Here is a 12,629-nt window from a genome sequence, read left to right as displayed (position 1 = left end):
ATGTATCTTTGGATGTATATATAATCCAATCTTAGCCCATGAATAGCGGGTTTAGGATATACAAAAGACTTTGACCAAACAATAAACACCTAGTGCAGAAAAAATGAAAAGATATACATGTATTTATATAATATTTAAGTCAGCAAAAACCATAGATGTGATACTTACTAATATTATAACCTCACATTTCTACACACACAAAATAAAAATACAAGACACATAGGTATAAAACAATATAATATAGAATTTTTATGTTATTGTATTGTTTGGGATAAGACATATTGTCTTAGTTTTAATGTTTTTAATATTATTGAATCTTACTTGGGAGTTTTATATGAAAAGACTTTTATTTCTATTTGTTATATTCTCTAGCTTTCTTTTTGCAGCAGTAAATATTAATACTGCAAGTCAAAAAGAACTTATGACTTTAAATGGTATAGGTGAAGCAAAAGCAAAAGCAATCATTGAATATCGCACAAAAACTAGATTTAAAAAGATTGAAGATATTAAACAAGTAAAAGGTATAGGACAAGCAATCTTTGATAAGATTAAAAAAGATATTGTAGTCACAAATCAAGTGCAAACAACAAGGAAGTAGTTGTTGCACTTTTTACAATTTGTATCTAACCTACATAACAATAATTTGTTACAATAATATCCTAATGTCAAATTACTATGGAGTAAAATAGTAAAGTATTATCATTTGTATATGCTATACTTAATATGACGAATATAGCGTTATAAATTGTTATATAATTATGATATATACATTTATGAAAAGAGAAAAGGGTTAACAAAATCTCAACTTTTAGGATATATCTTATCTACTATAATGTGGTTTGATCATTTAAAAAGTTTGGATTTGTGTATGATTATCATTACATTAATCTTTGAATCGCAAAGTAGCATTTTATATTGAGATTACATGCTTCATATCTGCTCCTAAACAACTCCATACGGCTTTCTTAATTACGTATTGCATAATGCAACAATAAAATAGTCTTGTCATAATTTTGACGTGAGGTTTTTACATGAAATACAGTTTAAAACATAAAGGCTAAACTATGAAGGGTTGTATTTTAGCCTTACTTCATAAATGCAAGAGGCTAACATCTAAATATTTTGCGTAATTTATGTTTAAGATAGAAAATATTGGTTCTATGTCTGATTTTACATAAAAACTTCTGAAAATATGTATTTCCTTTATTTACGTGCATGTTTGTTGATACGTTGTCTTTAGATTCTAGGTCATTAATGCCTATTTTTATCAAATATTCAACAACTACGTCCCGGTGCAACAAAACCTCATCTATAAGCTTTTTATATACTGTTATAGGTGGAAGTATATGATTATAATTGTATTGTGTTGAAATTTTTATGCTTTCTTGTGACAAAGCAATATAATCCAATTTTTCATTATGATAATTACCATCTTTTGTAGCACAGAAGAAAGCAACAAGATCGCAAAATGAGAGTTGATGAGCATTTTGATCCCAACTTTTTGCATTATAATAATGCTCTTTTTTACAACCTTGCCCATCGCCAACCCCACACAAAGTATTGTCATCAATATAAAAAGGATTCTGTATTTCAATCACACAATTTAACATGTTTGTTTCTTTGGCAATACTTTGCCCCCCCCCCCATTATGTAATTCCAAGCTAGCGTAAGCTAGACAACATTCATCCCAACCTTTTGGTGCTTTAAAATCCTCCTTCCACTTCCTTGTGTTATTCCACGTATGCAGACCTATGAGGCAACAATCTTTTAAAGCTTTCGGAAATACTAAAACAGTATTGGAATCTAATCTATACACCTGTTCACCATACATTGAATTGAGAAGATAATCTTCTTGCAATTTGCCAGATTTTACTATCATGTCCTTAGGGCTATATTCAAAAAATATTGGATTATCATTGGTTGTTGCAATTTTTCTAGAAATTTTAAAAGTATCTAAGGCTTCTATAATGTTTTTGCCTACTCTATACATAATGCTTTCTAATTGATGTGCCCAGTCAATCCTTTTACCAAACTCACACAGTCCATTACTTTCATAATAGTCTTGCATATCAATACAATTAAATCCATACTTTTCACACAATATTTTATGCATATTATTGATCAATATATAGTTTTCAAACTCATTGGGCAATAATAAAGACACCACTTTTTTATTTAAAAAATAAAGTTCTTGATAAAACCATGACAAATTACGATAAAAAATATCAAGTGGTACTCTCTCATGAGTTTCATAGACATTATACACATCATTCACATTAGATTCTGTAATAATTAATGCTGCATTCTCAAAAATCTTTTTATTTCGCTTTCGTTTCAATTCATAAAAATTTTGAATCACATCACAAGCGCCAAGCCCAAAGCTATACATTTTAAATTCACTTCTATTTATTAGTGAATCTTTTATGCCTTTTTGCAGCCCATTCGTCATGACAGAATTGCTACCACCCAGTAAAATAATGTTTTGTTGCATTACTATTCCTTAATCCTAAAACTTTCATTGTAAACTGAAGATCTAAATATATTGTTATTAAACATTTTTCATTCAAATATTTGCTGCCACCTTTCTATCATTGCTTCTTTACTAAAAGTCTTACTCACTCTTTGTTTTGCATTTTTCCCCATAGACTCTCTTTTTTCTTTATCATTCATAAGCTTTATGAGTTTAGCCACATATTCCTGCACATCATTATCCTTTATGAGGTAGCCACTATTATTGTGCTCTATAATATCACTTGGACCTGTTGCAATATCAAAGGCAATAGGGCATAATCCATAGGAGCAAGATTCCAAAAGCACCATAGAAAAACCTTCAAAATGACTAGTCATTGCATAGATACTTGCATTAAGGTATTGTGATTCTATATCTTTTGTGAAAGGTCGCAAGATAATGCTATCTTGTAAATTTTTGGTTTTTATTGTAGATTCTATTTGTTCTTTTAATGCACCATCACCTACAATAATAAGCCGCCAAAGATTTTGCTTATTTCGATTTTCTTCTTGCAAAGTCTGCTTGAATTGCTCCTGCACTTTTTCCCAAATCTCTATGAGACGAAAAAAGCCTTTTTCTGCACTCATTCGTCCGACTGCTATAACTCTACACTGATTAAAATCTGTAATTTTTTCTGTAATAACAGGCAAAAAGTTTGGAATCACCCTGACATCTTGATGATACTTCTGCCAAATTGGGAGCTCTTTGCTAGATAATACCACTAAAGTATCAAAGAGGTTAAAATTTCTTTGCTTCCTTTTGTCTATCTTTTTTGGTGCCTTTAAATGCCATAAACGCACATATTTTACAGAATCTAGCTTGATCTTTGGGATATACCAACCATCATTTGCTAATACCACATCAGGCCTATCACTTGCAATCATTTTATCTACTTTATATCCCAAAATATTACGATAGACACTTTTAATAAAAAGCTTTTTCAATAAATCCTTACTCTTTGGCGTAGTATGCGATAAAAAATATATGTTAATATTCTCGTGTAGCGAAAATACAACTTCACTTTGGAATCTAAAAAAACTAATAATGCTTACTTTATAACCTACCTCATTGAAAGCATTAGCAAGATTAACACATACACGTTCACCTCCACCGCTTTCTGTAATATCTTTTAAAATAATATAAATTTTTTTCATGACAAACCCTTAGTGGTTATAGAGCGTTTTGCCAAATAAAGTAATGATTTTGTGCTTTTTATTAAGGCTTATGCGGAAGTTTTTACGCCGCCATTCTTTAAAGGTTTGCGTTTTAGCTAAAAACTCATCAAGTGTTTTTGCCTTAAGGGCAGAATCTAGCACTTTATTTTTAGCAAGCACACTAGATTCTATCCCTAAAGAGTGGATAAACTCTTGTAAAAGCCCTAAATAATTAGAATCTTTTGCTAAATACTCATAGCTTTGTGATGGGCGTAAAATATGAGTCGGCAAAATATAGGTATGCAGTAAATCATGCTCTTTAAAAAAGTTATAGATAAAAGCAAAGGCGTTAAAAAACTCTTGTGGCGGGTGGGTTTTTTTTGTGAGTGAATTGGCCCTTAGTCGATAGAAATATATCGCACTCTTTGTCAGGGCAATCTCTTTTGCTAAGACATTCGCACATACACCAAAAGGCACATCTTCAGCAAATCTCACAGGTGGAAATCGCAAGTCTTTTAGCAGTGAAGCACAAAAGACACTTCGCCATGGATCGATTTTATCTGTAAGATTCTTACTTGTAACCTTACGCATGACGCCTTTTTCTCTCTCTTGTGTCTTTGTGAAAATCTCTTTATTATAGTTATCATCATGGAATACGCAGATATTTCTACTCTTTGCGATTAGGGCATTATTTGCTTCAAGGCAATAGATAAGATTAGCATAATAATCTTTTGCTATCACATCATCAGAATCTACTAAGCCAATGTATGCAGTATCTTGTGTGTTTTGTGTTGAAAAAATGTATTCTAACCCCGTGTTTCTAGCTGCCCCTAAGCCTTTATTCTCTTGATTTATAAGGATAAAGCGAGAATCTTTTTGCGTGTATTCTTGTGCTATTTTAGGACTTTCATCTTTGCTACCATCATTTATAAGTATGGCTTGAAAATTACTATAAGTTTGTGCTTGTATAGAATCTAGGCATTCTTTTAGATACTTTTCTACATTATAGATAGGGACTATTATAGATAGGGCTAACATGAGAATCCTTTGTGTTATATTTAGGGCATTTCGCTGAATTGATACCCATGCTCTAGTAAAATCTTATATACAGAATCTTTATGTTCTTTTCCTTTAATTTCAAGGGCTAATTCTACAATAGCATCACCATATTCAAGCTTTGTGCTAATGCGTGAATAGTTAATAAATACGATATTTGCCCCCTCTTTTGTTAAAAGCTCGGTTAGATTCTGCAGACTTCCGGGCTTATCTACAAGGATAACTTGAAATTTCATCTTTCTATCACTCTTTAATAAAGCCTTTTCTATAATGATATTTAGCATGGTTACATCGATATTGCCACCACTTAGAATCACACCTACTTTCTCATTTGGGCTAATCTTTACTTTATGATGCATTAGGGCAGCAACGCTTGCAGCCCCAGCCCCTTCTACCACTAGCTTTTGAGATTCTAAAAGGAATAAAATCGCACTTGCTATCTCTTCATCATCTACCTCTACAATGCCATCGACACAGGACATAATGCAGTTAAAAGTCATTTCATTTACATCCCGCACTGCAATTCCATCAGCAATAGTTTTTACGCTACTTGAATTTTGCATTGTCCGTGCATAGAAACTTTGTTTCATTGCATTCGCACCTTTTGCATTCACACCAATAATACGCGTTTGTGGCGATAGGGCTTTATAGGCACTTGCTATACCGCTAATTAGCCCGCCACCACCTATTGGCACTATCACGACATCAAGCTCTTCTTCTGCTATCATCTCAAGGGCTATGCTGCCTTGCCCTGCCATCACATCAATATCAGCAAAAGGGTGGATAAAGGTAAGATTCTCTTCTTGTGCAAGCACTTGTGCATGTGCATATGCTTCATCGTAATTATTTCCTGCTAAGACGACTTCAGCCCCCATAGTTTTTGTGCCCATAACCTTTAAAAGTGGTGTAGATTCAGGCATCACAATAACTGCTCTTGTATTAAAATGTTGTGCACTAAAGGCTACGCCTTGTGCGTGATTACCTGCACTTGCACAAATCACACCTTTATTTAAAATCTGCGTATTATTCTTTTCATCAAGCTCTTTTAAGGCTGCAATTTTGTTGAATGCACCTCGTATCTTAAATGCACCAGTAGGTTGCAAATTCTCTTTTTTTAAATACACATTTGTCTTTGCAATATTGCTTAAACGTGGTGCATAAGCGAGTGGATGCTGCATGACAATATTTTGCAAACGACTTTTAGCAGTTTTGATGCTATCAATATCTATTAGGTACATGTCCTCTCCAAGCCATAAGTTTAAAAATTTAGTATGTATTTTATCATGTTTTAAAGCACTCTGCTTTATGTATAATAAATTTATTTGTTGTAAAATTAGCTATACACTAAGACTTGAAAATGATCTATTACATATAAAACTTTTTGGGTGCTAAATCTGTGTTATAACAAACATATTGAGATAGACTACAAGCCTTTCAAATACACTTTCTTAAAAATATATATTTATCACCTACAACACATCTATATCATTTACTCTCAAAGCTTCCATGATCTTTAGCATTTCAATATGTTCTTTCACATCATGCACCCGCACTATATTTGCACCATTTTGCCATGCTATACAATGTGCTATCAGCGTGGCGGACAAAATATCTTTAGATGTTGAACTTTTTGAGACAGGGTTTATGGAATCTAGATTTTGCACTAAACTTGAGTGCGTTGCAGGATTTAGATTATGATCACTATAATCTGTAGTTGCGTCATGCCTGATATTTCTTGAAATTGTTGTGCTAGATGATTCTAAAATCTTTGCTAAAAAACTCTTGTGACTAGCCCCAATTAAAAGTGGCAGTTTAAAATGTTTAAAATGTTTAAGTTGATTGAGTAAAGCAATATTTTGTTGTACATCTTTTGCAAAGCCAATACCAACATCAAGAATAATATTATTGCAATCATGCTCTTTTAAATAAGCAATCTTTTGTGTAAAAAAAGTATCTATATCAAGAATGAGATTCTCATATTTACAACACTCTTGCATAGTTAATGGGGTGCCTTGTATATGCGTTAATATGTAGCTTACATGGGAATTCTTTTGCAATATTTGCACCATGGTTTCTGGTCTTCCGCTTACATCATTAATAATGCTAAATCCACATTCAACTGCTATTTTTGCAGTCTCTTCATTATAAGTATCAATGCTAAATTGCGTAGTAGTATCAAGTTTTTTTATCTCATCAAAAATAGGGGCTAGACGCTCTAACTCAATCTTGGATTCAATATAATTTGCACCTGGTCTAGAGCTTGCTGCACCTATGTCTATAATATCTACTCCAAGCTCTATATAATGATATATTTGCTTTATTGCTTCATTAGCATTAAACTCTTTATAAAAACTATTAGAATCTACATTAATGATTCCCATAATTTTTTTGCCATAGTCCTTTTGTGTTTGCAAAAAAACCTTTAAATCTTGTGCGATTGCTTTCAAACCAAAAGGCTGCATTTGCATTTTTGAAATGAGAAGTTTTAAAGCTTTTTGTGTGCCAAATAAAAGACAATCATAATGTGTTTTTTTGCATAAAACTGCATCTTTTGGTGTCACAAGCTCTGCACCATTGCTTAGGGCATCCTGCTTTAGAATCTGCATAGCTTGCAATTGCAATGCTTCTATTTTAAAAGCTAAAATCTGTGTTTTCTCTTTCATAATCTTATAGCCGATATTATCTGGCTCAACACTTCTCATAGCTTCATTGACATTAGATACTCGCTCAATTCTCATTACTATCCCTTCACTAAAGATAAAAGTATTGGTAAAAGTGCAATATGCACACTTTGCTTACTATATAATGCGTGTAAAGCCATATTAAATCGCTCTAACCCTTTTTCATCAAGTAGGATATTATTTGCTATCATAGAATCAAGTATTTGAGAGAGAATCTTTCTACCCTGCTCATAACTTATATGCTCTTTTTCAAGTTTATTTACATACTCATACACCATTGGGATAGTAAGTCTTGTAAGATCTAATTCAAGTGGTTTTGCATGTATTTTTTTGCTTTTATTAAAAACCACAAGGCGTGAAAATATAGTTGGTATAAGCTTGTTTCTAGCTGTAATATAAAGCATAAAAATAATATGTGTTGGTGGCTCTTCTAGAATCTTTAAAAGTGCATTTTGCGCATAGTGATTATAGCTAAAAGCAAAAATTGCAATAATTTTATCCTTTGTTGTGGCAATATGTGCTTCTTCTATGATCTCATGTGCATCATCTATTTTCAATTCCTCTAAGTCATAGATTCTTATGTCCTCTTTTGCATAGGTATTACTTAAATAATTCTTTTCACTTTCAAAATCATTGCTGATGATGATACATGATTTTTTGAATGCAGTGATGAATTGTGGATTAATCTTTGATGGTGCATGAAAGTCTGCTTTAGAATCTATATGTAGATCTTGCATCTGTTTTAAATCCATACTATCAGATTCTATATGGCTTGTAGACGCTAATTCTTGTATCATAAGAATCTCCAAGTTTATTGCATATTCTCAAGACTAAATTCGCCAAATATTCCTGCAAAAAGTGCTTGTTCAAAGATTCTATATGCTTGCAATAGCTTAAAATCAAGATTATAGTCATCAGAATGTAGAGTGAAAGAATGCTCCAAAGACTCATCAAGCATCCATAGAAAAGATTCGCTAACCTCTAGGCTAAATTGTGCCACTACATTATCACTTTGTCCTATATACCACAAGGCATAGCTTGGATAGGACATATCAAGCAGATCTTTTACGCTCTCACCCTGCTTTGCTTCAATCAGCTTGATAAGTGAAGCATCAAGTGCATAGATAGGAACAAAAGGACGATTAGTATCAGCAGCATTTAATCTACTCAAAATATAGTGTTGCAACCAAGCAGTTTTTTTGTCTGTGCATAGCAAAAATGTACCGCCATTAAGCAAAAAGGTAATAGCTCGTGCCACAAGTGGAGTCCAATTGATACGCATAATTTCAAGCCATTGTAATGGCATACGATTAAGCTTATCAGCATCCTTCCTTAGTGCATGCATCATCCATTCATTAATATTTGTTGCCAAACACCATCCTTTGGAATAGGAATATCAAAAAGCTATTACTTATCAAGCTCATATGCAGCATGAAGAGTTCTTACACTTAGTTCTGCATATTTTAAGTCAATGAGCATAGAAATCTTAATCTCACTTGTGCTAATCATGCGAATATTAATATTATCATTTGCCATCGCTTCAAATGCTTTTGCAGCCACACCGCTATGGCTTTTCATGCCAACACCTACGATTGATACAATAGCTACTTCGTGATCATAATCAATCAAGTCTGCATTCGCCTTAAATGCCTCGAGTGTCAATTTCGCCTTATCAAGCTCATTTTTTGGCACTGTAAAGTCAAGATTTGTCTTACTATCTCTTCCTATAGTTTGCACAATCATATCCACATTTACATTTGCATTTGCTAATTTACCAAAAAGCTCCGCTGCAATACCAGGCTTATTTTTAATACCTATTAGGCTCACACGCGCTTGATTCTTGTCTAATGCTATACCGCTAACAATAGGTTTTTCCATAATATTTTCCTCCGTTGTAATAAGTGTCCCTTGATCATCGCTAAAACTACTTTTTGCATAGAGTGGGACATTCCACTTTTTTGCAAGTTCAACTGAACGATTAAGTAAAACTTTTGCACCCATGCTTGCAAGCTCTAGCATTTCATCATAGCTTATTCTCTCAATCTTTTTTGCTTTTTCTTCTATGCGTGGATCTGTTGTATAAATTCCATCGACATCACTATAAATCTCACACAAATCAGCATGCAAAGCACCAGCAAGTGCCACAGCAGATAAATCACTGCCGCCACGTCCTAGTGTCGTAATCTCACCTTTCTCGCTTAAGCCTTGAAAACCTGTTACAACAACGATATATCCATCTTGCAAATGTTGTTTAATATTAGCAGTGTTAATATCCTTAATGCGTGCTTTTGTGTGGTTAGAATCTGTTATTATGCCTGCTTGCCTACCATTGAATGCAATTGATTTATAACCCATTGCATTCAATGCGATACTTAGCAACGCTGCACTAATTTGCTCACCACTGCTTAATGCCATGTCCAGATCTCGCTCATTTGGCACTGGACTAAAGGCCTTACCATATCCTAGAATCTCATCAGTAACACCACTCATAGCAGATACAACTACAACAAGCTTATTCCCCTCTGCATTTTTACTCACACGTTTTGCTACATTTTGTATCCGTTCTGTGCTGCCCATACTCGTGCCGCCATATTTTTGAACTATTAACATTAAATATAACCTTCCTTTTTAAAGTAGTCTAGCACTTGCGTATAAATATGCTTTTTGAATTTCGTAACCTTTTGTAACAATGATGTTAAATCCATAAACGCATATTGTGAAAACTCTGGTTCTTCTGTTTGCAGATTAATTCCTGCAAAAGGCTTTAATTTCACAAGGAAATATTTTTGCCTCTGTCCTGCATAAGGTCGCATTTTTTCTATAACCATTGGTGGAAAGTCATAAGTAAGCCATGTGGGATATTCAGCAAGTACTTCAACATCATTTGTACCAATCTCTTCTTTTAACTCTCTAAACAATGCATCTTTTGGGCTTTCACCAGAATCTATACCACCTTGTGGGAACTGCCATACATTTTTTAAATCACTTCTTTCAGCGATAAAAAATTCACAAACGCGTGGATATCGCGGTGACACAATAATAGCAGCAACATTTAACCTGTAGTGTTTCCCTGTATCCGTATCTGCTTTATCCATTTAGCTCTCTTCCTTCTTTGTCAACCAATCATGCCAAATATTTAATTTTCTAAAGTTATTTTAAGGTATTAAAAGCATGAATTCAAAACTATCGATTTTTGTTTAATTTAAACGATTATGTGTTAAAAATCCTTATAATGATAGCATTTTCAAAACAAATATTGGTAATTATTAGCCTATATATTGTAGAATTTCGATTTATTTTTTTGAAAATGGGGTATTGAGGGAATTATTTTTGCATGCTTTACATTTTCGCAAAAGGAATATAAGGGGCATCATGTTTGATTTCACATTAAACTATAAAGAACAACAATTTTTTGGATTCCAACGAGTTTGCTTATTTATAGGCTTTGTGCTTGTTTTTTTTGCTCTTATTTTTTGGAAAGCTTATAATATCCCAAATATCCCTAGTTGGCTTTCTTCTCTTGGGATTGTAGCTGGAATTATGCTTCTCACAAAAAAAGGACAATTTGCTAAAACAGCAATGCTCATAGGTTATGTGTGGCTTATAGCATGTTTTACCTATTCTTTGCTCTTTTTTCTATCTATCATTAAGGTAGAAGGTGTAGAACTTGATGTTTTGCTTGCAGACATAGAGGCTTTTCTTAATCTTGAGGGTTTTATCACAACAGACGTTGCTCAAGAATTAGGCGGATCTGTTCAAGATTTTATACGCAAATATTTTCTCTTTGCCCATACAAGCGGGTTAATCTATTCTCTTTTTGTGTTCATTCTCACTTTTTTTCGCTCTATGCAAAAGATTTTGCCTTTGCTTTTTGTGGTTTTTTGCTTAACATTACCATTTGTGTGTTTTATAGCCACCTTTTTTGTGTGAAAAAATAGAATCTAGAAGGAATGTATAATGAAAAAATTTATTCTTGCTTGTGGTATTTCCGTTTTAACAATACAGATTTGTGGAACACAAATGTTTGCAGATTCTATAGATTTAGATTCTACAGAACCTGATAGCATTGATTTTTTAGAGTATAGTATGCATACGCCAAATACAAACAAGTATTTTAATCGCTTTGATACAACAACACTTAATGCATTCAACATACCCATTGAGTACATCGCAACCTTAGAATCTGAAGGGCGATTAATTGATGTAGATACAACAAAATGGAAATATCTCACACGCCAGTTTGATAAAGGATATGCATTTATCCCTATTTTACGCAAAATGTTGGCTGATGCAGATGTACCACAAGAATTCTTATTTCTTGCTATGGCAGAATCTGAATTTCAATCGCAGGCTCTAAGCTCTAAAAAAGCTGCTGGTATATGGCAGCTTATGCCTGCCACAGCAAAGGAGCTAGGACTAGTCATAGATGATTACATAGACGAAAGGCAAGATCCTATAAAAAGTACACAAGCTGCCATAAAATACTTACAATCCCTCTACAAAGCAACAGGGAAATGGTATCTTGCTGCAATGGCATACAATTGTGGTTTAGGGCGCTTAAATCGTGCAATAAAAGAAGCAGAAAGCGACAGCATAGAAATATTGCTTGATGAAGAAGGACGATACTTGCCACTTGAAACAAGGAATTATTTGCGCAAAATTATGTCAATGTCCCTTGCATTCTCAAATGCACATGAACTAAAACAAGCTGATAAAGAGTATATGCTTAATCGTGGCGCAGGAGATTCTCTTGTAATAGTTAATGTGAAGGCTGGGAACTCACTTGCCAATATTGCAAAAGGGGCAAATATGAAGCTTGATGATCTACGTCATTATAATCGCCATTTTAAATATGATTTTGTACCTTTTGCACAAAAGGAATATCAAGTATATCTTCCCTATGATAAATTAAGTTATTTTAAGCAGCATTTTAAAAATGCACTTGACACGCGTCCACATTTTATGGTATATAGGGTACAAAAGGGTGATAACCTCTCGAGTATTGCAAGAAAGCATAACACAAGTATCGATAAAATCAAACGATTAAATGGACTAAAATCAAATACGCTTATGGTCAATCAAGCATTAAAACTTCCTATGCAACAAAACATAAAAAGAGGGAGCACAACAGCTGCAAATACAAGACAGATTGCAACCAAAAAAATCACTAGGAGCTAAATTGTTTTTTTCATATAAACATATTTGTACAACAATAATACTAGGCGGCAC

13 protein-coding genes are annotated in these 12,629 nt (G+C 33.4%); 3 read left to right on the top strand and 10 right to left on the bottom strand.

The genetic code is table 11. From position 1 onward, the window contains the following. Nucleotides 1-334: 334 nt before the first annotated feature. Nucleotides 335-598 (top strand): ComEA family DNA-binding protein, encoded by a 264-nt coding sequence (locus LS81_RS01510; RefSeq protein ID WP_034344223.1) that lies wholly within the window; start codon nt 335-337, stop codon nt 596-598. Nucleotides 599-1,106: 508 nt separating this feature from the next. Here LS81_RS01510 and LS81_RS01505 read toward each other — a convergent pair. The 10 genes from LS81_RS01505 to LS81_RS01460 all read right to left on the bottom strand — a co-directional run bounded on the left by LS81_RS01505 (nt 1,107) and on the right by LS81_RS01460 (nt 10,495). Beyond that, a complete protein-coding gene (locus tag LS81_RS01505) occupies nt 1,107-1,610 on the bottom strand; it encodes a hypothetical protein (protein ID WP_034344934.1) in 504 nt (167 codons plus the stop codon). Then, nucleotides 1,604-2,491, bottom strand: a complete 888-nt coding sequence (locus LS81_RS01500) for a hypothetical protein (protein ID WP_034344935.1) — start codon at nt 2,489-2,491, stop codon at nt 1,604-1,606. Before LS81_RS01500 ends, LS81_RS01505 begins: the two co-directional genes overlap by 7 nt. Nucleotides 2,492-2,559: 68 nt before the next feature. After that, nucleotides 2,560-3,663 carry a glycosyltransferase family 4 protein gene (locus LS81_RS01495; RefSeq protein ID WP_034344937.1) on the bottom strand — a complete coding sequence of 368 codons (1,104 nt, stop codon included), beginning with the start codon at nt 3,661-3,663 and terminating at the stop codon, nt 2,560-2,562. Between the two features lie 9 nt (nt 3,664-3,672). Next, nucleotides 3,673-4,701: a glycosyltransferase family 2 protein gene (locus LS81_RS01490; RefSeq protein WP_034344940.1), complete on the bottom strand. Its 1,029-nt coding sequence runs from the start codon at nt 4,699-4,701 to the stop codon at nt 3,673-3,675. Between the two features lie 20 nt (nt 4,702-4,721). Beyond that, complete coding sequence (gene ilvA / locus LS81_RS01485) at nt 4,722-5,957, bottom strand: threonine ammonia-lyase (protein WP_034344942.1); 1,236 nt, start codon at nt 5,955-5,957, stop codon at nt 4,722-4,724. Nucleotides 5,958-6,188: 231 nt separating this feature from the next. After that, a complete protein-coding gene (gene folP / locus LS81_RS01480) occupies nt 6,189-7,457 on the bottom strand; it encodes a dihydropteroate synthase (protein WP_034344945.1) in 1,269 nt (422 codons plus the stop codon). A 2-nt stretch (nt 7,458-7,459) separates the two neighbouring features. After that, complete coding sequence (locus tag LS81_RS01475) at nt 7,460-8,197, bottom strand: DNA polymerase III subunit delta' (RefSeq protein ID WP_233715860.1); 738 nt, start codon at nt 8,195-8,197, stop codon at nt 7,460-7,462. 14 nt (nt 8,198-8,211) lie between these two features. Next, on the bottom strand, nt 8,212-8,772 hold the full coding sequence (locus LS81_RS01470; RefSeq protein WP_233714250.1) for a HobA family DNA replication regulator: 561 nt from the start codon (nt 8,770-8,772) through the stop codon (nt 8,212-8,214). 35 nt (nt 8,773-8,807) lie between these two features. After that, the gene (locus tag LS81_RS01465) at nt 8,808-10,010 is read right to left on the bottom strand and encodes an aspartate kinase (protein ID WP_034344948.1); all 1,203 of its coding nucleotides are present in this window, start codon (nt 10,008-10,010) and stop codon (nt 8,808-8,810) included. Then, nucleotides 10,010-10,495: an RNA pyrophosphohydrolase gene (locus tag LS81_RS01460; RefSeq protein ID WP_034344951.1), complete on the bottom strand. Its 486-nt coding sequence runs from the start codon at nt 10,493-10,495 to the stop codon at nt 10,010-10,012. Before LS81_RS01460 ends, LS81_RS01465 begins: the two co-directional genes overlap by 1 nt. Nucleotides 10,496-10,772: 277 nt before the next feature. On the opposite strand from LS81_RS01460, the gene LS81_RS01455 reads away from it, so the two are divergent. Together LS81_RS01455 and LS81_RS01450 are read left to right on the top strand one after the other, a co-directional pair. Beyond that, on the top strand, nt 10,773-11,330 hold the full coding sequence (locus tag LS81_RS01455) for a hypothetical protein (RefSeq protein ID WP_034344954.1): 558 nt from the start codon (nt 10,773-10,775) through the stop codon (nt 11,328-11,330). A 27-nt stretch (nt 11,331-11,357) separates the two neighbouring features. Continuing rightward, entirely contained in the window at nt 11,358-12,578 is a 1,221-nt protein-coding gene (locus tag LS81_RS01450) for a lytic transglycosylase domain-containing protein (protein WP_034344957.1), read from the top strand. The last annotated feature ends 51 nt before the right edge of the window (nt 12,579-12,629 follow it).

It is taken from the genome of Helicobacter trogontum (genome assembly GCF_000765905.2).
GTDB lineage: Bacteria > Campylobacterota > Campylobacteria > Campylobacterales > Helicobacteraceae > Helicobacter_A > Helicobacter_A trogontum.
The sequence above is the reverse complement of the archived record's forward strand: the minus strand, read 5'-3'. Positions and strand labels throughout refer to the sequence as shown.